Source organism: Pararhizobium qamdonense, from assembly GCF_029277445.1.
Classification (GTDB): domain Bacteria; phylum Pseudomonadota; class Alphaproteobacteria; order Rhizobiales; family Rhizobiaceae; genus Pararhizobium; species Pararhizobium qamdonense.
This window is the reverse complement of record NZ_CP119566.1, coordinates 4,203,387-4,223,206: the sequence shown is the minus strand read 5'-3', so window position 1 is coordinate 4,223,206 and position 19,820 is coordinate 4,203,387. Positions and strand designations below refer to the sequence as shown.

Below are 19,820 nucleotides of genomic sequence, written 5' to 3'. Positions count from 1 at the left end.
CCGTTTCTCAGTTAGCGAATGTAAAGACGGAAAACTTCCGGAGAATAGTAGTAGCCGTCGCTATGGCGGCGGTAGCCGCGGCGATGTTCGCGGTAACCACGGTGCCCGTTCCAATAGCCCCGGCGTTCCTGGCGGCGCTCGGCGCGATCATGCCTGTTCTGGTGACGCTTCTTCCAGCGCGGCGCATCCGAATCGCGCTGGCGGTACTGCGCCAGTTCGACGCTGGACGACAGCTGAACGTCGTTTGCCCGGACCGGTGCTGCAGATGCCGGCATGAACGATGTCAGGCCGACCATGACGGCGATGGCAGCGGCGCCCAGTGTCTTGATTGTCGTGTTCATAGTTCCATCCTTTCGATGTGATGCCGGACCTTGCGCTTATCGCTATGAACGCAATGTGAACCGGTCGTTCATCTAAAATATTGGAAATACTAAAAAAAGCCGCAGAATGCCTGAACGAAAAACGGCGCCGCAAGGGCGCCGTTCCCGTAGGTTGTGTTATCAGTTCAGAACTCTTCCCAATTATCCTGGGAAAGCGCAGTGTTGCCGGAGACCTGCGGCACCGCCCTTGGCGCCGGCGCACTGTAGCGGGCCGGAGCGGATTTCGCAGGCGCACTGTAGGCAGGCGCGGATGACCGGACTGGTGCCCGCATCCGGTCGGCCGTGTTGCGCAGCATCTCGGTGGACGGCTGGCCGTGACGGGCGACATGGAAGCGGGAGACGAGCGTGCTCAGCGCGCGGGCTTCCTCGTTCAACGCCATGCTGGCGGCGGTTGTCTCTTCCACCATCGCAGCATTTTGCTGGGTCACCTGGTCCATCTGGTTGACCGCCGTGTTGATCTCTTTCAGGCCGACAGCCTGTTCCGAGGCCGAGCCGGAAATCTGGCGAATGAGCCCGTTGATCTGCACCACCTGGTCGGCGATCTTCTGCAGCGCGCCACCGGCACGGCCGACGAGATCGACACCATCGCGAACCTGGCCGGCCGAGGTGTTGATCAATTGCTTGATCTCCTTGGCGGCATTGGCCGAGCGCTGGGCAAGCTCGCGCACTTCCTGGGCAACCACGGCAAATCCCTTGCCGGCATCCCCGGCGCGGGCCGCTTCAACACCGGCATTGAGCGCCAGGAGGTTGGTCTGGAACGCGATCTCGTCGATAACGCCGATGATGCGGCTGACTTCGCCGGAGGACTGCTCGATGCCCTTCATCGCGGCGATCGCCTTCTGCACCACTTCGCCGGACTGTTCGGCGTCGCTGCTGGCGGTCTCGACGGATTTTGCCGCCACCTTGGCATTGTCGGCGCTGGCATTGACCTGCGAGGTCAGCTGATCGAGCGCCGCTGCCGTTTCTTCCAGGCTTGCGGCCTGCTGCTCGGTGCGGTGCGAAAGATCGTTGGCAGCGTTGCTGATTTCGCTGGTGCCGGTGCCGATGTTGACGACCGAGCTGTTGACCGTCTGGATCGTCTCTTCGAGGCTATCCATGGCGGAGTTGAAGTCGGTCTTCAGCTGGGCATATTCACCGGGGAAGTCGTCAGTGATGCGATAGGCAAGATCACCCGAGGAAAGCTGCGACAGGCCCTTGGCAAGCTTGGCAACAATCTCGCGCTGGGTGGCGCTAGACTGGGCGCGTTCGGCTTCGGACTGGCTGCGCTGCTGTTCGGACGACCGGCGCTCCTGCTGCGCCTCGGCTTCCAGACGCTTGGTATCGGCGAGCCTATGGCGGAAGCCTTCAAGCGCCTTGGCGACGGAACCGGTCTCATCGGTGCGGTCCTGGCCGGATACGGCATTGGTATAAACACCTTTGCTGAGGTTTTCCACATCGCTGACCAGACCTGCAAGCGGCTTCTGAACGAAGCTGCGGACCGCAAGGTAGAGGCCGAGAAGCACGGCGCCCAGCACGATCAGGCCACCGATGATCATCATATAGGTCTGATCGATGATGGGGGCGTTGATGGCGCTCTGCGGCACATCGACGAGCACGACCCAGGTCGTGTTCACGTCAGGCAGGCTGAAGGGGTAGACGACACGCTCGAAGGTTTCGTTGCCATCGTATGTCAGGTCATGGATCATGCCCGGCTTTGCAGTCGACAGCGCAGTCTTGACGATATCGGCGCCGATACCGTCATAATCCTTCATCAAGAGGTCCGGGATCGGTGCGACCAGCCATTTGCCGCTCTGCGAGAGAAGGGTCACGCGGCCGGTGCCGAAGGGGCGGACATCCTTCATCTTGTTGGCAAGCGAGGACAGCGAAACATCGACGCCGCTGACGCCGATCAGCTTGCCGTTGGAGATAACGGGATAGGCGATCGAGGACATCGAGTTGCTGTCGCCCGTCGTGGTCTCGGTGTAGGGCGGGGACATCGCGCCCTTCTGGCTCTTGGCAGCCAGCCCATACCAGTCGGCCGCATAGTCGGAATCGAAGGTCGAAAACGCGATGCCGGTCTTGCTCTTTGTCCAGTAGGGGTTCAGCGTTCCGTCCTTGCTGGCGCCGAAATCCTTCTGGCCGGCATAATCCTTGGACTTGCCATCGAAAGCATTGGGCTCTTCGGCAAACCAGCTGCCAAACGCGAATGTATTCTTTTCGACATTGGCTTTGAGCAGATCGACGACGGCCTTGCGGTCGAGATAGCCGCCTTCCTGGCCGCGTCCGATGATCCCGGCTGTAGAGCGGGCAGCGCCCGCCAGCTCGGCAATGTTGCTGGCAATGTCGGATGCAATGGATTTCGCTTCGGTCCGCGCCTGGTCGATGACCAGCGTCTCGACACGATCCTGCGTCTGGGAAATGAGCACGTAGTTGGAGGCGAGAAGGACGAGCGCGATAGTGCCGCCCGTGACCGCGATAAGCTTTGTGGCCAGCGATTTGGCCTGGAACTTGAACATGAATGTCCCCGCATTGTGAGAGGTCCGCGGATTTCAAGCCGCAGAATGACGCGATCTTTGGATGGGAGATGCCCCCTCATAGGGCGCCAGATGCCGACCGGCATCGTGAGGCCGCCCTTGATCCTTGGAAGGCGGCCTTTGCAGCTTTTTGATAGCGCGGAATTTATTAAAATTAGAACAACGTCAGAGACTGAAATCCCATAGTTTATAGGGGATTTTCTACTGCGTGGCGTGCGGGCGACGTTCGCTGTTCTGATTGCGCTGAGGCGCAGTTGCGCTCAGAACCGGTCAGATTTTTGCATCCACCTCGGCGGCCAGCGGAATGGCCGGCTGGGCGCCCGGATTGAGGCAGGCAAGAGAGCCTGCAACCGCCGCACGGCGCAGCGCCGCGTCGAAATCGAGCCCGGCATCGAGGCTTGCGGCAAGATAACCGCAGAAGGTATCGCCGGCGCCAACCGTATCGACCGGCTCGATCTTCAAACCCTTGGCGCGATGGATCGCGCCGTTGCGCACGGCTACAACGCCCTCGGCGCCCAACGTGACGATGACAGTCTGGCCTGTTTCCCGCGACAGCGCCTGCATGGCCTCCTCACGCTCGGCAGCCGACAGCCCTTCGCGCCCGGCCAGAAGCTCGAATTCCGTTTCATTGGCGACGACAATATCCGCCATCCGGCCAAGCCGTGCGGCATCCGCTGTCAACGGCGCAATGTTGATGATCGAGGTAATGCCCTTGCTCTTGGCCGCAACGAGCGCTTTTTCGACCGAAGCGGCCGGAATTTCGAGCTGCAGCATCAGCGTATCGCCAGCATCCATCGTCTCGACGGCGGATTGCGCATCGCCTGCGCCGACCGTGCCGTTGGCGCTCGCCACCACGACGATGACGTTTTCACCATCGCCACCGACGAGGATATGCGCGGTGCCGGTCGGTTCGCTCACTGTTTTCGTCAGCGACAGGTCGGTGCCCGCCTGCTTCAGCAGCGCAAGCGCTCCATCGGCAAAGCTGTCGGAGCCGACGGCTCCAGCCATGCGCACGGCCGCTCCGGCGCGGCGCGCCGCCAGTGCCTGATTGGCGCCCTTGCCGCCGGCAGCGGTGGAAAACCCGGTGCCGGTCACGGTTTCGCCGGGCTTGGGCAGGCGTGCGGTGGTGGCGATCAGGTCCATGTTGATGGAGCCGAAAACTGTGATCATGTAAGGTGTCTCCCGGGGCAGCCGATTTTTCCGGGACAGTGCCCGACCGGGTTAGTCCTCGTCAACCACCCGCAGCTTCAATTGCCCGATACGCGTATCGAAGGATTTCTGATCGGTCTTTCCGTCTTGAGCAGCGCCCGCCGTCTCGAGGTCCAGTGCCTCGATGCGCGTGCCGCGCTTCTTCAGCTTGTCCGAGGAGATCAGAATATCATCGACGTCCTTCTGGGTGGTGAGGAAATGGCCGTGCAGCTTGCGCACCCGGTCGTCGAGCCGGGTCAGGTCCTCCATCAGCCGGATCACTTCGCCCTGGATCAGATGCGCCTGCTCGCGCATCCGGGCGTCCCTCAGGATCGCCTGGATAACCTGGATGGACAGCATCAAAAGCGACGGCGAAACGATGACGATGCGCGACCGGTGCGCTTTCTGGACGATGCCCTCGAAATGCTCGTGGATTTCAGCAAAGATCGATTCGGAGGGAACGAAGAGAAAGGCGGTCTCCTGGGTTTCCCCGGCGATCAGGTATTTTCCAGAGATATCCCGGATATGCACCTCCATGTCGCGGCGAAACTGTTGCTGCGCCTGCCGGACCATGTCAGGATTTTCGGCGCTGCGAATGGCATTCCAGCCCTCCAGCGGAAATTTGGCGTCGATCACCAGGGCCGGCTGGCCGTTCGGCATGCGGATGGTGCAATCCGGCCGCGATCCGTTGGAAAGCGTCGCCTGAAAGGCATAGGCGCCCATCGGCAGGCCATCGGCAATGATCGTTTCCATGCGCGACTGGCCAAAGGCGCCGCGCGTCTGCTTGTTGGACAGAATGCTCTGCAGCCCGGCCATGTCCTTGGCCAAAGACTGGATATTGGTCTGCGCGGTATCGATCACCGCCAGCCGCTCCTGCAGCCGCCGCAGGTTTTCATGCGTCGCCTTCGTCTGCTCGGTAATCGAGGTGCCCAGCCGGTGCGTCATGCCGTCGATCCGCTGGCTGATCGACTGGTTGAGTTCGGACTGGCGCGCGCCAAACACATCGGCCATCGCAGCGATGCGGCCCTGCATCTCGGTCTGCGCAGCAAGCAGCGCCGTCATCCGCTGCTCGGCATCATCTGCCGATTGCCGGTCCCGCCGCCTGCGAAGAACCGCCGGAATGCCGGCAAACAGCACGATTGCGGCAGCGCCGAACAGGCACATGCCCGGCGTCACCGTGTAGGAGCCAAGGATGAAAAGCGGTTGATCGAGCGTCAGAATTGTCGGTTCCATCGCAAGAGAGTAAGGGGATTCGGGTTTGCTGACTAGATCAAAACAAGAACATTGGTAAACGCGCCAATACAAACTGCTGCATTGGCTGCAAAAATCTTGAAAACGAGAATTCCATCGGCGCAAAAGATCGGTTATGGGAGCCAGATGACCATCAAGCCGCTCATCATTCTTCCCGATCCCGTGCTGCGCCAGCTGTCCCAGCCGGTGGAAACGGTCAGTGCCGAGATCCGCCATCTGGCGGATGACATGCTGGATACGATGTATGACGCGCCGGGCATTGGCCTGGCCGCGATCCAGATCGGCATTCCGCGCCAGATGCTGGTGATCGATGTTGCCAAGGACGGCGAGGAAAAGCAGCCGCTGGTGTTCATCAATCCCAAAATCCTCACCACATCGGACGAGCGGTCCGTGTATGAGGAAGGCTGCCTGTCGATCCCGGATTATTATGCCGAGGTCGAACGTCCTGCGACGATTACGGTCGAATATATCGATCTCGACGGAAAGAAGCTGACAGCCAAGGCCGACGGCCTTTTGGCGACCTGCTTGCAGCACGAGATCGATCACTTGAACGGCGTGCTGTTCATCGACCACATTTCCAAGCTCAAGCGCGAAATGGTGATCCGCAAGTTCACCAAGGCCGCCAAGACCCGCGGCGCCAAGGCGATCTGACGCTTCCATTGAAAATATGGGCCGGAGAGACTATGATATCACTGATATCATAGTGGAGGTTGCGTATGGGTGATCTGCTGATCCGAAATATTTCCGATGCTTTGAAGCGCGATATCGCTGCTGCGGCTGACCGCACCGGGCGTAGTCTTTCCGATGAGGCGAAAGAGCTTTTACGCCGGGGCTTGATTGCCAAGAGCGATATCAAGCCTTTGGATGAGCAACCGGCCTATGATGTTCTGCGCGCCGCGTTTGGAGCGGATGAAGGCTTGGGTGACGATTTTTCTGCTGTTCTGGATGAAATCGAGGCGGAACGGAAGAGGGATTTTGGCCGTCCGGCCATGGAGTTCGAATGATCGTCCTCGACACCAATATCATTTCGGAGCTTGTAAAATCATCCCCGGATAAGAACGTTACAACATGGTTTCGCAGGCAAGCTGAATTGGACTTGTATCTCAACGCCATCGTCGTCATGGAGCAATCCTATGGCGCGGAACGGTTTTATCAGCGTACGGGTTCTGAAAGGTATATCCGCTCGCTTGAGAATTCGCTCGCGGTTCAGTTTCGGGGGCGGGTGCTCGAGTTCAACGAGGCAACGTCGATATTTGCCGGCAGGCTCAGTGCAAAGCGTGAAAGTGTCGGCCGGCCCATCTCCGTTCAAGACGCCATGATCGCCGCCATCTGCCTGTCGCATGATGCGACGCTGGCGACGCGCAATACAAAAGACTTCGAGGGGCTTGATTTGAAGCTCGTAAACCCGTTTGAAGGGGCCTGATCAGAACGGGGACCGCGCACCATGCCGCTTCGCATCATCTTCATGGGTACGCCGGAATTTTCGGTGCCGACATTGGCGGGCTTGGCTAGCGCCGGTCACAAGATCGTTGCCGTCTACACGCAGCCGCCGCGTCCCGGCGGCCGCCGTGGTCTCGATTTGCAGAAATCGCCGGTGCATCAGGCGGCCGAACTGCTGGGCATCGAGGTTCTGACGCCTGTAAATTTCAAGGATGCTGCGGATCGCCAGACTTTCCGGGATTTCGATGCCGATGTCGCCGTCGTCGTGGCCTATGGCCTGCTTTTGCCGGAACAGATTCTGAGCGGCACGCGGCTTGGCTGCTACAACGGCCATGCGTCGCTCCTGCCGCGCTGGCGTGGCGCAGCACCGATCCAGCGGGCGATCATGGCCGGTGACCATGAGACCGGCATGATGGTGATGAAGATGGACAAGGGGCTCGATACCGGCGACGTGGCGCTGACCAAGGTCGTCGCCATCGGTAGCGAGATGACGGCGGGCGAACTGCACGACAAGCTGATGCTGGCCGGTGCCGGGTTGATGAAGGACGCCATGGAGAGGCTCGATGGCGGCGACCTGCCGTTGACGCCACAGGCCGAACAGGGCGTTCTCTATGCGGCCAAGATCAGCAAGGCCGAGACGCGGATCGATTTCAGCAAGACGGCCACGGAAGTGCACAATCACATTCGCGGCCTGTCGCCTTTTCCGGGCGCCTGGTTCGAGCTTGAGACCGGTGGCAAGCTGGAGCGGATCAAGGTCCTCTCCTCAGTCGTCGAAACCGCCGGCGGCGAGACCGGAACGGCGCTGTTCGACGATCTGACGATTGCCTGCGGCGATGGCTCCGTGCGGCTGACCCGGCTGCAGAAGGCCGGCGGCAAGGTGCTGAATGCGGATGACTTCCGGCGCGGCACGCCCGTTCCTGCCGGTACAAGGCTGTCCTGATGCCGCGTTTTCGCATGACGATCGAATATGACGGCTCCAATTATGTCGGCTGGCAGCGGCAGGACAATGGTCCTTCCGTGCAGGGTGCGGTCGAAAAGGCCATTCTGGCGCTGACCCGCGAGCCCGCTTTGATCCGCGGCGCAGGGCGCACCGATTCCGGCGTGCATGCCCGTGGCCAGGTGGCGCATGTGGATCTTTCGCGCGACTGGAAGCCGGAGACGTTGCGCAATGCACTGAACGCCTATTTGGGCCAAGCCGGACAACAGGTGTCGATCATCGAGGCGGCGGATGTGCCGGATGATTTCGATGCCCGCTTTTCCGCGCTGCGGCGGCATTATCTCTATCGCATCATTTCGCGGCCATCGCCTTTGGCTTTAGAGGCCAAGCGCGCATGGTGGGTATCGAAAAAGCTCAATCACGAGGCCATGCACGCGGCCGCCCAGACCTTGGTCGGCTATCATGATTTCACCACGTTCCGCTCCACGCATTGCCAGGCCAACAGCCCGTGGCGGACGCTCGACCGGCTGGATGTGACACGCAATGAAGATGTCATCGAGATCCGGGCGACGGCGCAGAGTTTCCTGCACAACCAGATCCGCTCGTTTGCCGGTACGCTGAAAATGGTGGGTGACGGGCGCTGGACGCCGGAGGACGTGCGCGCAGCGCTGGAGGCGAGAGACCGCAAGGCCTGCGGCCCCGTCGCGCCGCCGGAGGGGCTTTATTTCATGCAGGTCGATTACTAGGGCCTCATCCGCGCCTCAAAGCGGCGCGGGATAGACCGGCATCAGGCCGAACAGCGGCGGCAGGGCTTCGCTCAACATCAGCGACGGCAGGATCAAAAGGGCCGAGATCGCCGAGGCGAGCAGAAGCTGGTTGTTGGTCACGGTTTTGACCAGCCGGAAAATCACCGTGAAATTGACGAGCAGCAGGATCAGGGACATGAGATAGGCCAGGCCCTGACCGCCCGGGATGACCAATCGGATCGCCAGCGGAACAGCCATGGCATAGACCGTGGGGACGGCGAGCCAGTTGGTGCTGATGATGATCGAGGCCAGCATGTCGCCATAGCCGAGCGGCTTTGCCAGCAGGGCGACCAGCACCAGTGGCACGATCCACATGGTCATATCGACGAGAAACAGTTTTAGGATGAAGCCGAGCCCGGTTTCGGTCCCTGTCGGCATCTGTTCCAGATAAAACAGCCGCCACGCCGCCCAGCCGACCGCCATGGCCGGCAGGCACCAGAGGAACGCGGCAAACGAGCGCCAGACGCCCGTTACCGTGATATCGAGCCAGTCAAAGCCGCTTCTGTCCCCCAGAATGAGCAGCCATACACCTTTCAGATAGGCTCCGATCTCCTCAATCTGCGGCATGGCCAAACCAGCGGCTGAGGAAGGTTTCGTAGATCTGCGTCAGGGTCTCGAGATCGGCGACGGCGACGCGTTCATCGACCATGTGCATGGTCTGGCCGACGAGGCCGAACTCCACGACCGGGCAATAATCCTTGATGAAGCGCGCATCCGACGTGCCGCCGGTGGTCGATAGTTTGGGTTCGCGGCCGGTCACAGCCGCGACGGCGCCGGAGAGCGAGGCGATCAGCGCATTGTTGCGGGTGAGGAAGACGTGGCTGGGGCGTTCGTTCCAGACGAGATCGTAGCGGACCGGCGGGCGGCCGGGGCGTAGCGGGCTTTCCGTTGCGGCACGGTCCAGCCGCGCAATGATCTCGGCCTTGAGGCTGTCGGCCTCCCAGGTGTCGTTGAAGCGGATGTTGAAGCTTGCCGAAGCCTTGGATGGGATGACATTGACAGCTGTGTTGGCCACATCGATCGTCGTTACTTCGAGATTGGACGGCTGGAAATTATCGGTGCCGTCGTCAAAGGGCGGGTCCATCAGGGCTTGCGTGAGGGAGAGAATACCGCGCACCGGGCTGTCGGCCAGATGCGGGTAGGCGGCATGGCCCTGGACGCCGTGCACGGTGATGGTTCCCGATAGCGAGCCGCGCCGGCCGATCTTGATCATATCGCCGAGGTGATCCGGATTGGTCGGCTCGCCCACCAGGCAGGCATCCCAGCGCTCGCCCTTGGCATCGGCCCATTCGAGCAGCTTGGTCGTACCGTTGATCGCCGGGCCCTCCTCGTCGCCGGTGATCAGGAACGAAATGGAACCATCAGGCGCGCCGTTTTTCTCGATATAGCGGGCAACGGCGGCGGCAAAGCAGGCAATGCCGCCCTTCATATCGACGGCGCCGCGGCCATACATGTCGCCATTGGCGATATCGGCGGAAAAAGGCCCATGCGTCCAGGCGCTCTCGTCGCCAACGGGAACGACATCGGTATGGCCGGCAAACATCAGGTGCGGGCCACCGGTGCCAAGCCGGGCATAGAGATTTTCGATATCCGGCGTGCCCTCCTCGGTCGCCGTCACCCGGTGGGTGACAAAGCCGAGCGGCTTCAGCATCGCTTCAAGGGCCGTCAGCGCGCCGCCTTCGGCAGGGGTCACGGACGGGCAGCGGATCAGGGCGGAAAGATTGGCGACGGGATCGATAGCGGTCATCAAGAAAGCCTGTTGTTTCGCGGGGCTTGGTTTAGCCGATCCCTGCCAGACTGTCACGCGGTTAGCCCGCCTTTCCTTCGCCTTGAGGGGGGGGCAACGCTCCTCTTCTCCCCAGCGGGGAGAAGGTGCCCGAAGGGCGGATGAGCGGGCGGTTCGGCATAGCAAAGCCTTATTTCCCGGTTTTTTTCTGACCTTCAGTATGTCAGTCTTTACTTTGCAATGTGGCTTCGCCCCCCTCATCCGGCCCTGCGGGCCACCTTCTCCCCGCCGGGAACCGTTGCAAAATTCTGTGGTTGTGATTCTCTGTTGTTACGAGCAGCGGAGATGGTGCGATGTCGGTTCGGAATGGTGGCCAGTTCAGTTTTGTGGATGCGCTGATGCCGCAAGGCAAGGGTGCCGGTCGTCTGGAGCGGCTGTCGTCGCTGGTGAAGTGGTATCGTTTCGAGAAGCATCTCAACCGTCTGCGTGACGACAAGAGCGCCGGCCGTCCGGCCTACAAGCCGATTGTGATGTTCAAGGCGCTTTTGCTGCAGTCGCTTTACGGATTGTCCGACATGGAACTTGAGGAAGCGCTGTGCGACCGGCTGTCGTTCAAGCGTTTCGTCGGCCTTGCGCTGGATGAGACGGTTCCCGATCATTCGACGCTTTGCCGCTTCCGCAACCTTTTGGTCAGCCAAGCGCTGCTCGACACGCTGTTTGCCGAACTCGACCGGCAACTGGATGCCGCCGGCCTGATCCTGCGGCGCGGCACGATGCTGGATGCGACCGTTATCGAAACGACGGCGGCAAGGCCGCCCGAAGGCCGCAATCGCGACTTCGATGCCGCGATCTCCGGCATGGACCGCGACGATCCTACCGGCCGGTTGAAGCGTGCGGCGCCGAGCGATCCGGATGCCCGCTTCACCCTGCGCAAGGGCAAGGCCGGTTCGGCCTATGGCTACAAGGCCCATGTCGGCGTCGATGAAGGTTCCGGCCTGATCCGCAGGATTGTCACCACGCCGGCCAATGTCAACGACACCATCGTCGCTGACCGCCTGATCATCGGCGACGAGGCCTGCGTGATGGCCGACAGCGCCTATCATACCCATACCCGCGAACAGACCTTGAAGGACAAGGGCATCAAGCCACGGCTGATGCGCCGGCCCAACCGTCACCATCGCGCTCTGCCGCCGCGGCTTGAACAGTTCAACCGGCTGATATCGCGGCGGCGGGCGGCCGTCGAGACGACGTTCGCCACGCTCAAGCATCGCATGGGTCTTGGCCTGATCCGCTATCGTGGCCTTGCCAAGGCGGAAGCGCAGGTGCTGATGGCCGCCATCGCCTTCAACATGCGCCGCTGGGTGACAATGGCCACCTGACCAAGGCCGCACCGCGCCCAGAAACTGAAAAAACCACCCCTAACCGGCCCAGAACCTGCTCAGGCGACCGAGCCAGGGCAAAAGAACTCGCTTATCCTGCGGCCACATCAGTCAATTCGACGATTATGCAACGGTCCCCGCCGGGGAGAAGAGGGAGATTGCCGGCCGCTTAGCGGTCTATGGCTACGTCCGGAAAAGTTCGCCTTTCTCAATGATGACTTGGTTGCGTTGTTATAAAGTGCCAGGTGGATGACGGAGCCATGTGATAGGCTTCTATTCACGCATTTGACTGCTCGAGGTGAAACGCGCGCGTGGTCATCCCTCAGATAGTCCCGCAAACCTGCGGGACCACATGATGCCAAAACGGAGTTCTATAAATTGAGTGTTGCCTTTGCCAAGGACGACAGTGCTGAGACGGCTGCGGAAACCCATCTGCCGGAGCGGCCGGTTTCGCAGCATCCGAACCGGGTGACGGAGGCCGGATTGAGGGCGCTGGAATTGCAGCTTCAACAGGCGCGCGCGGCCTGCGATGCTGCAAGCACGATCGAGGATATCAATGAGCGGCGGCGGCAGATGGCAAATCCGTTGCGCGATGCACGCTATTTTGCAGCAAGGGTTCACACGGCCGAGGTGGTGCCTGCACCTGTGTCGAATGCCAGCGTCTCCTTCGGCAGTACGGTGACCTTCAGCCGCATTGACGGACGCGTCCAGACGTACCGCATCGTCGGCGAGGACGAGGCGGATCCGAAGGCGGGATCGATTTCCTATGTTTCGCCGGTCGCCCGGCTCTTGACCGGCAAGGCCGTCGGCGATGTCGCCGGCAGCGGCGATCAGGAGCTTGAGATCATCGCCATCGCATAGAGAGAATGCCTCTTCGCCGCCCTTGGGTGCCGCGTTTGAAATGGGTTCTGACAGGCTGGAAAAGTCTGGTTCGAGTGCTAATTCTCGCCGCAATGGAGAGAGTGAAAGAGCGAAAGGATAATGCAATGGCAAAGAATACCATCTGCCTATGGTACGAGAAGGATGCTGAAGCCGCCGCCCATTTTTATGCCGAAACATTTCCCGACAGCAGCGTTGGAGCGGTCATCCGTGCACCGGGAGACTATCCGTCGGGTCAGCAGGGAGACGTGCTGGTCGTCGAATTCACCGTTCTCGGCGTTGCCTGTATCGGCCTCAACGGCGGCTCCGCGTTCAAGCACAACGAAGCCTTCTCGTTTCAGGTCGCAACGGAGGATCAGGAGGAGACGGATCGTTATTGGAACGCGATTGTCGGCCATGGTGGCCGCGAGAGCGAATGCGGCTGGTGCAAGGACAAGTGGGACATTTCCTGGCAGATCACGCCGCGCGTGCTGACCGACGCGATGGCGGCGGGGGGCGATCAGGCAAAGCGTGCCTTTAATGCGATGATGACGATGAAGAAGATCGATGTCGCCGCGATCGAGGCGGCCCGCCGCGGCTGAAGTTCCGCAGGCGCCGGGCCTGTTTTACCCAGCCGCAGGCGGACAGACGCAGGTCCGGCTGGCTTTTACCAGCCGCGCCAGCCTGCGGATGCGACGAGGTCATTGCGGATGAAGGCGATATCGTCGGTGGCGCCGGATGTGCCGGCGCCCGGCAGACGGGCACGGCGCAGCGATCTGAGGGCCGGAACACGGCGTGGGCTCTTTGCGGACAGATCGGGCTCGGAGAGGTTTTGCGCATCAAAATCCGCAGGATCGATCGAGATCACGCGGATGCCGCGTTCGGCAAAGTCGCGGGCAAGGCCGAGTGTCAGCATGTCTATGGCACTCCGGACGGTGGATTGCATCTCCGCATCCGGGGTTCTCACGTCCGGCGCGGTGACAGCCTGGGCGCTCATGTTGAGGATCAGGCCGCCCTTGCCGGCAAACTGGCGTGCTGCTTCCTGGCACATGAGAAACGTACCGAAGACATTGACGGCAAAGGTGCCGTTGGTGGCGGGTTCACCTTGGCTGGGCTCGACCCGCACCAGGCTTGCAGTGTTGACGATGATATCCGGCCTCCCAAAGATTTCCTTGGTCACCCGGAAGATGCGCTTCACATCCTGCGATTTGGAGACATCGCCTTCGACACCAACAGCCCGGCCGCCGAGCCCGACAATATCGGCGGCAAGGCGGGAGGCGGCATGCGTGTCCGTGGTATCGTTGACGATGACAGCTGCACCTTCAGTTGCAAGGCGGACGGCGATCCGGGCCGCCGGTCCATAGGCAGCGCCGGTGACGACGGCGGTTTTTCCGGTCAATCTGGTCATGGCAATTTCCTTGATTCTTCGGATCTGTTCATCCGATGAACCCAGCATGCCGCACAGCAAGGCGTAAGCGTTACAACGATACTCCGAGATTTCTATGCGATCCTGCAAATGTGACTGGAGGGCCATTCCCCGGCTCCGAATTCCGCTGTAGCGTTGGATCAGTTGAAAATCGGAAAGCCGTCCCGGTCCATGGACAATCAAACAGAACGTTTCGGTGAAATCGCTGCAATCATTTCGCGCCATACCTCGGGCTCGGGCATGTTTCCGACCGCGATCGAAAATCTGCGGCTCGGGCGCCAGACTGCGCCGACCAATCCCGTGCATCTCGCGCATCGCCCGGCCTTCGCTCTGATTGCCCAAGGCCAGAAAACCGTCACGCTTGGCCAGGATGTCTATCATTACGGGGCTGGCGATTGTGTTGTCGTGTCGTTCGATCTGCCGGTTGTCTCCAGGGTCAGTGTCGCCAGTCCGCAGGCGCCGCATCTGGGGCTGGGCATGGTGATCAATCCCGACCGGTTGCGCGAGGTTCTGCAACGCATCGCCGTTCCCCCGGTCGCGGCAACGGCCGATGGCATGCGCGGCCTTGCCGTGCACCGGGCCTCGCCCGCCCTGGTGGATGCGACGCTCAGATACCTCAGGCTCCTTGATACTCCAAGCGACATTGCAGGGGTGGCGCCTCTCGTCGAGCAGGAAATTCTCTATCGTCTCCTGACGGGGCCTTACGGACCACGGTTGATCCAGATTGCCACGGTAGACAGCCCCGGAAACCGCGTCGCCAAGGCGATTGCGTGGCTGCGCGAACACTATGTCCGGCCGCTGCGGATCGAGGATCTGGCCGAACATTGCGGCATGAGCGTTTCGTCGCTGCACCATCATTTCAAGTCGGTCGCGGCGATGACACCGATGCAGTATCAGAAGCAGCTGCGGCTCTATGAGGCGCGCCGCCTGATGCTGGTGGAAAACATGGATGCCGGAATGGCCGGGCATACGGTCGGCTACCAGAGCCCGTCGCAGTTCGGGCTGGAATATACCCGTTTTTACGGTCAGCCGCCGCTGCGCGATGTCGCGACGCTGCGAACCCAGGTTGCTGCCGAATAAGAAACCGTTTTGGACGCGGATAGCCGTCCGGAAGACAAGGGTGCAACGCCGGTTGCGCCCTTTCATCAGACCCGCGCTTGCAGCCGGGCATTCTCACTCTATCGCATCGCAGAAACCCTCAATCCAAGAATTATGGAGCTCACCATGCGTTACAATCAGTTTGGCAATACCGGCCTGTTCGTATCCGAACTATGCCTGGGGACGATGACCTTCGGCGCGGCCGGAGGCGGCATGTGGGGCGCGATCGCCGATGTCGACCAGGATGCGGCCGATCGCATCGTCGAGCGGTCCCTGGCGGCCGGCGTCAATTTCATCGATACGGCCGATGTCTATTCGGCCGGCGATTCGGAGCGTCTTTTGGGGCAGTCGCTGATCAATCTCGGCGTCGCCCGCAAGGATGTGGTCATCGCCACCAAGGTTTTCGGCCAGATGGGCGAGGGGCCGAACGATCGCGGCGCCTCGCGCGGCCATATCATGGACTCGGTCGAGGAAAGCTTAGACCGGTTGCAGATGGACCATATCGATCTCTATCAGATCCATGGCACCGATACGGTGACGCCGATCGACGAGACGTTGCGGGCGCTGGATGATCTGGTTTCGGGCGGGCTCGTTCGTTACGTCGGCATGTCCAACTGGCAGGCCTGGCGCATTGCCAAGGCGCTGGGTATTTCCGAGCGCAAGGGTTTCGCAAGGTTCGAGACGCTGCAGGCCTATTACTCGATCGCCGGCCGCGATCTGGAGCGCGACATCGTGCCGCTGCTGACAGAAGAGAAGATGGGGCTGATGGTCTGGTCGCCGCTTGCGGGCGGGCTCCTGTCGGGCAAGTACGGACCGGGCGCGCCCGGAAACGGCGAGGGCCGCCGGGCAAGTTTCGATTTTCCGCCGGTTGACAAGGACCGGGCCTGGGCCTGCGTTGCCGCGATGCGCGAGGTTGCGGCGAAACACGGCGCCAGTGTTGCCGAAGTGGCGCTCGCCTTTATTCTGGCCAAACCCTTTGTCACCAGCGTTATCATCGGCGCCAAGAGGGTGGAGCAATTGGAGGAAAACCTGAAGGCGGTTGAGCTTCGGCTCGATGCTGAAGATTTGGCCAAGCTTGACGATGTCAGCGCGCTGCCGCCGGAATATCCGGGCTGGATGCTGGAGCGGCAGGGCGCGGCCCGCCGCCCGAAACCGTTCGAACCCAAGGCTTGATATTGACGGGGCGGTAGCGAATGCCGCCCCTACCAATCTACGGGCTTGCATCTGGGGCGTATTCCGTCGAGAAAGAGGGTAAGTGCTTTACAACGCCTCTGATTGAAAGTTTCGCAGTGAACGACAATCCCGCCGCGGCGGTTGAAATTATCGCGCAGATCAGCGCCGTGCCGACCATTCTCGATGTGGTCTGCAAGACGACGGGCATGCGTTTTGCGGCAGTGGCGCGGGTGACTGCCGACCGCTGGATCGCCTGCGGCGTCAAGGACAATCTGGCTTTCGGGCTGGAGCCGGGCGGCGAGCTGAAGATCGAAACGACGATCTGCAACGAAATCCGCGATCACCGGGAGCCGGTGATCATCGACAATGTCGCCGAGGACGCGGCCTATTCCGGTCATCATACGCCAGCGATCTATGGCCTGCAGAGCTATATCTCTGTGCCGATCACGCTGGGCGACGGTTCGTTCTTCGGAACGCTCTGCGCCATCGATACGGTGCCGCGCAAGCTGAATACGCCTGAAATCGCCGGCATGTTCAAGCTGTTTGCCAATCTGATCGCCTTCCACCTCGATGCCCATGACCGGATCGACCAGGAGCGGCAGGGCAGCGAGCTGCGCGAGCAGTTCATCGCCGTGCTCGGCCACGACCTGCGCAATCCGCTCGCCTCTCTCGATGCCGGAACCCGCATGCTGCAGCGCACGGTGACGGACGATAAAGGAAAGGCCGTGCTTACGCTGATGCAAAGCAGCATTTCGCGCATGTCTGGCCTGATCGACAATGTGCTGGATTTTGCCCGTGGCCGGCTCGGTGGCGGCATTTCCATCGAGCAGGCCGACCGCGTACCGCTTCGCCCCGTTCTGGAGCAGGTGGTGGCCGAGCTCGCGCTTGCCAATCCGCGCCGCCGGATCGAGGCGGACCTGTCGGAAGCGATGGTCCGGTGCGACGAAGGCCGGATCGGCCAGCTGCTGTCGAACCTTCTGGCCAATGCCTTGACCCATGGCGACCCGGAGGCACCGATAAGGGTGCACTCTGCCGCATCCGGCGGATATTTCGAATTGACGGTGATCAATGCCGGCGAGCCTATCCCCGAGGCTGTCGTCAAGGACCTGTTCAAGCCGTTCGTACGCGCCTCGGCCAGGGCCAATCTGCAGGGGTTGGGCCTTGGGCTCTATATAGCCTCGGAAATCGCCAAGGCGCACAAGGGTAAGCTTCTGGTCACATCGACACCGGAAGAGACCCGTTTCACCTTCCAGATGCCGCAGCAATAATCACAATCACGTCGCTCGTTCCCTTGCGCCGATCAGCGTCCGTATTCGTTGTCGCCCTCAGTACCAGGCCATAGGCAGAGTGCCAGGAACAGGACGGGGCTTAATACGGGGATGAAGAGGCAGATGGCGAGGTGGCCGGGATAGCCGGTATCGTGCAGGCGCTTGATCGTCATCAGCGCGATCGATGCTGTCGAGACAAGCGCGGTAACCACCAGGATCAATGTCCAGAGCGCCAGCGCAATCTCATCGCCCTGATGGGCCAGCACCCGTGACAAGACGAAGCCGCTTGCTGCGGCCCAAAACAGCCAGCCGAGACAATAGGGCAGGCGGCTGACGCGGCCGGAGGGACTGAAGAACAGCCAGGACATGCTCTTCCGCCCCTCCCTTTGCATAGTGTTTAGTCCCGCAGCAGTTCGTTGATGCCGGTCTTCGAGCGGGTCTTTTCATCGACGCGCTTGACGATGACGGCGCAATAGAGGTTTGGCGCAGCCACGCCGTTCGGCATGATGGCGCCGGAGCCCATCGAGCCGGCCACGACAACGGAATAGGGCGGCACTTCGCCATAGGTGACTTCGCCGGTGGCGCGATCGACGATCTTGGTCGATTTTCCGATGAACACGCCCATGCCGAGAACCGAGCCCTCGCGCACGATGCAGCCTTCGACGACTTCCGAGCGGGCGCCGATGAAGCAATTGTCCTCGATGATCGTCGGCCCCGCCTGCATCGGCTCCAGCACACCGCCGATGCCGACGCCGCCGGACAGGTGCACATGCTTGCCGATCTGGGCGCAGGAACCGACCGTCGCCCAGGTGTCGACCATGGTGCCTTCGCCGACATAGGCGCCAAGATTGACGAAGGACGGCATCAGGATGGCATTGGGAGCGATATAGGCGGAGCGGCGCACGACAGCGTTCGGCACAGCGCGGAAGCCGGCGTCGCGGAACTGGTTTTCACCCCAGCCTTCGAACTTGGAGGGAACCTTGTCCCACCAGGTGGATTGACCGGATCCGCCCTTGACGACTTCCATGTCGTTCAGCCGGAACGACAGGAGGACGGCCTTTTTCAGCCATTGATTGACGGTCCAGTTGCCGTCTGCTCCGCGCTCGGCAACGCGCACCTTGCCGCCGTCAAGCAGGTCGAGGGCGGTGTTGACCGCATCGCGGATCTCGCCCTTGGTGTTGATGGTGACGCTGTCGCGGTTGTCGAAAGCGGTGTCGATGGTCTGCGACAGGGAGGCGAGATCATGGGTCGTCATCGGAATTCCTTAAACTTCGGCGGCTATCGTAACCTGCTCTAGAGCATGATCCCGAAAAATTGAAGTGGTTTTCGGTTGCAGTCCGCGCTGGATGAAGGTGTATGTGCCGGAATGGGCGCGGGTGATTTGATCCGTAGCGTCCGAGACGTTGGAAGGAGCATCCGGCAGCGATGATTTGCTGTCGGTTTGCGGCAGGAAAGTTTGACATGGCAAGAATGAAGAAGCGGAATTTGCGGCGCAAGGATGGGGCCTGGGACCCATTGGTCGATAGCCAGCAGACCCGCGAACGCGCGGCAGGCGTTCCCCAGACCCCGCAATCGATGTCCCCGTCCTACAGGCTGGCCTACACCGACGATGATTTTCTCGCCCGCGAGGAGCTGCGCCCCGTGCGGCTGCAGCTCGAGCTGTTGAAGCCAGAAATGATCATGGCCGAGCGTGGTATCAACTCGACGGTTGTGATGTTTGGCGGCGCCCGTATTCCAGAGCCCGGCGGCGACGCCTGGGCGGCAAAGAACGAGACGCAGCGCCGCAATCTGACGGCCGCCTCGGTCTATTACGAGGAGGCGCGCAAGTTTGCCCGTCTCTGCTCGCTGCATTCGGCCCAGTCCGGCTATAAGGAATATGTCGTGACCACCGGCGGCGGGCCGGGGGTGATGGAGGCGGGCAATCGCGGCGCCGACGATATTGGCGCGCCATCGATCGGATTGAACATCGTGCTTCCGCACGAGCAGGCCCCCAATCGCTTTGTGACGCCGGACCTGTCGTTCAACTTCCACTATTTCGCCATCCGCAAGATGCATTTTCTCGTGCGCGCCAAGGCCGTCACGGTTTTTCCGGGCGGCTTCGGCACGTTCGATGAATTGTTCGAGACCATCACCCTGATGCAGACCGGCCGCATGGCGCTGGTGCCTCTGATCCTGTTTGGTGAAAAATTCTGGCGCAGCGTCATCAATTTCGAGGCGTTGGCCGATTTCGGCACCATCTCGCCCGCTGATCTCGATCTTATCCAGTTCGTCGAAACCGCTGACGAAGCCTGGGAGATCATCTCGAAATTCTACGAGACGGTCGATCCGGCCACGGTTCCGGTGGCATCCGGGGCCCGGTAGGGACCGTCATCCTGTC

General features: G+C 61.2%; 21 protein-coding genes. 12 read left to right on the top strand and 9 right to left on the bottom strand.

From position 1 onward, the window contains the following. Positions 1-11 precede the first annotated feature (11 nt). From PYR65_RS20615 to PYR65_RS20600, 4 genes are all read right to left on the bottom strand, one after another. Complete coding sequence (locus PYR65_RS20615) at positions 12-341, bottom strand: hypothetical protein (protein WP_276119324.1); 330 nt, start codon at positions 339-341, stop codon at positions 12-14. 164 nt (positions 342-505) lie between these two features. Then, a complete protein-coding gene (locus PYR65_RS20610) occupies positions 506-2,875 on the bottom strand; it encodes a methyl-accepting chemotaxis protein (protein ID WP_276119323.1) in 2,370 nt (789 codons plus the stop codon). Between the two features lie 288 nt (positions 2,876-3,163). After that, positions 3,164-4,063, bottom strand: coding sequence for a ribokinase (locus tag PYR65_RS20605; RefSeq protein ID WP_276119322.1), 900 nt, complete (start codon positions 4,061-4,063; stop codon positions 3,164-3,166). 51 nt (positions 4,064-4,114) lie between these two features. Continuing rightward, positions 4,115-5,314, bottom strand: coding sequence for a DNA recombination protein RmuC (locus tag PYR65_RS20600; protein ID WP_276119321.1), 1,200 nt, complete (start codon positions 5,312-5,314; stop codon positions 4,115-4,117). Between the two features lie 144 nt (positions 5,315-5,458). Here PYR65_RS20600 and def point away from each other — a divergent pair, with 144 nt between their 5' ends. The 5 genes from def to truA all read left to right on the top strand — a co-directional run bounded on the left by def (position 5,459) and on the right by truA (position 8,455). After that, positions 5,459-5,983, top strand: coding sequence for a peptide deformylase (gene def, locus PYR65_RS20595; protein WP_276119320.1), 525 nt, complete (start codon positions 5,459-5,461; stop codon positions 5,981-5,983). 65 nt (positions 5,984-6,048) lie between these two features. Then, positions 6,049-6,336, top strand: coding sequence for a FitA-like ribbon-helix-helix domain-containing protein (locus PYR65_RS20590; RefSeq protein WP_276119319.1), 288 nt, complete (start codon positions 6,049-6,051; stop codon positions 6,334-6,336). Then, positions 6,333-6,755: a type II toxin-antitoxin system VapC family toxin gene (locus PYR65_RS20585; RefSeq protein WP_276119318.1), complete on the top strand. Its 423-nt coding sequence runs from the start codon at positions 6,333-6,335 to the stop codon at positions 6,753-6,755. Before PYR65_RS20590 ends, PYR65_RS20585 begins: the two co-directional genes overlap by 4 nt. A gap of 21 nt (positions 6,756-6,776) precedes the next feature. Continuing rightward, the gene (gene fmt, locus PYR65_RS20580) at positions 6,777-7,712 is read left to right on the top strand and encodes a methionyl-tRNA formyltransferase (protein ID WP_276119317.1); all 936 of its coding nucleotides are present in this window, start codon (positions 6,777-6,779) and stop codon (positions 7,710-7,712) included. Beyond that, positions 7,712-8,455 carry a tRNA pseudouridine(38-40) synthase TruA gene (gene truA, locus PYR65_RS20575; RefSeq protein ID WP_276119316.1) on the top strand — a complete coding sequence of 248 codons (744 nt, stop codon included), beginning with the start codon at positions 7,712-7,714 and terminating at the stop codon, positions 8,453-8,455. The genes fmt and truA overlap by 1 nt, the downstream gene beginning before the upstream one ends. Before the next feature lie 15 nt (positions 8,456-8,470). On the opposite strand, the gene PYR65_RS20570 is transcribed toward truA, so the two are convergent. Together PYR65_RS20570 and dapE are read right to left on the bottom strand one after the other, a co-directional pair. Continuing rightward, entirely contained in the window at positions 8,471-9,082 is a 612-nt protein-coding gene (locus tag PYR65_RS20570) for a hypothetical protein (protein WP_276119315.1), read from the bottom strand. After that, positions 9,069-10,262: a succinyl-diaminopimelate desuccinylase gene (dapE, locus tag PYR65_RS20565; RefSeq protein WP_276119314.1), complete on the bottom strand. Its 1,194-nt coding sequence runs from the start codon at positions 10,260-10,262 to the stop codon at positions 9,069-9,071. Before dapE ends, PYR65_RS20570 begins: the two co-directional genes overlap by 14 nt. A gap of 332 nt (positions 10,263-10,594) precedes the next feature. Between dapE and PYR65_RS20560 the strand changes: the two genes are divergently transcribed. From PYR65_RS20560 to PYR65_RS20550, 3 genes are all read left to right on the top strand, one after another. Beyond that, positions 10,595-11,620 (top strand): IS5 family transposase, encoded by a 1,026-nt coding sequence (locus PYR65_RS20560; RefSeq protein WP_276118622.1) that lies wholly within the window; start codon positions 10,595-10,597, stop codon positions 11,618-11,620. Between the two features lie 378 nt (positions 11,621-11,998). Next, on the top strand, positions 11,999-12,481 hold the full coding sequence (gene greA / locus PYR65_RS20555; protein ID WP_276119313.1) for a transcription elongation factor GreA: 483 nt from the start codon (positions 11,999-12,001) through the stop codon (positions 12,479-12,481). Positions 12,482-12,606: 125 nt separating this feature from the next. Continuing rightward, complete coding sequence (locus PYR65_RS20550; RefSeq protein WP_276119312.1) at positions 12,607-13,080, top strand: VOC family protein; 474 nt, start codon at positions 12,607-12,609, stop codon at positions 13,078-13,080. Positions 13,081-13,145: 65 nt separating this feature from the next. Here the strand turns inward: PYR65_RS20550 and PYR65_RS20545 are convergent, their stop codons facing one another. Further along, complete coding sequence (locus PYR65_RS20545; RefSeq protein ID WP_276119311.1) at positions 13,146-13,886, bottom strand: SDR family NAD(P)-dependent oxidoreductase; 741 nt, start codon at positions 13,884-13,886, stop codon at positions 13,146-13,148. A 189-nt stretch (positions 13,887-14,075) separates the two neighbouring features. Between PYR65_RS20545 and PYR65_RS20540 the strand changes: the two genes are divergently transcribed. The 3 genes from PYR65_RS20540 (at position 14,076) to PYR65_RS20530 (ending at position 17,443) form a co-directional block, all read left to right on the top strand. Further along, the gene (locus PYR65_RS20540) at positions 14,076-14,984 is read left to right on the top strand and encodes an AraC family transcriptional regulator (RefSeq protein ID WP_060637667.1); all 909 of its coding nucleotides are present in this window, start codon (positions 14,076-14,078) and stop codon (positions 14,982-14,984) included. A 144-nt stretch (positions 14,985-15,128) separates the two neighbouring features. Next, a complete protein-coding gene (locus PYR65_RS20535; protein ID WP_276119310.1) occupies positions 15,129-16,175 on the top strand; it encodes an aldo/keto reductase in 1,047 nt (348 codons plus the stop codon). A 116-nt stretch (positions 16,176-16,291) separates the two neighbouring features. Continuing rightward, positions 16,292-17,443: a GAF domain-containing sensor histidine kinase gene (locus tag PYR65_RS20530; RefSeq protein WP_276119309.1), complete on the top strand. Its 1,152-nt coding sequence runs from the start codon at positions 16,292-16,294 to the stop codon at positions 17,441-17,443. 32 nt (positions 17,444-17,475) lie between these two features. Here PYR65_RS20530 and PYR65_RS20525 read toward each other — a convergent pair whose 3' ends face one another. Both PYR65_RS20525 and dapD read right to left on the bottom strand, forming a co-directional pair. Further along, positions 17,476-17,835, bottom strand: coding sequence for a DUF805 domain-containing protein (locus PYR65_RS20525; protein ID WP_276119308.1), 360 nt, complete (start codon positions 17,833-17,835; stop codon positions 17,476-17,478). Positions 17,836-17,840: 5 nt separating this feature from the next. Beyond that, positions 17,841-18,698: a 2,3,4,5-tetrahydropyridine-2,6-dicarboxylate N-succinyltransferase gene (gene dapD / locus PYR65_RS20520; protein WP_276119307.1), complete on the bottom strand. Its 858-nt coding sequence runs from the start codon at positions 18,696-18,698 to the stop codon at positions 17,841-17,843. A 206-nt stretch (positions 18,699-18,904) separates the two neighbouring features. On the opposite strand from dapD, the gene PYR65_RS20515 reads away from it, so the two are divergent. Beyond that, complete coding sequence (locus PYR65_RS20515) at positions 18,905-19,804, top strand: LOG family protein (RefSeq protein ID WP_276119306.1); 900 nt, start codon at positions 18,905-18,907, stop codon at positions 19,802-19,804. Positions 19,805-19,820 lie beyond the last annotated feature (16 nt).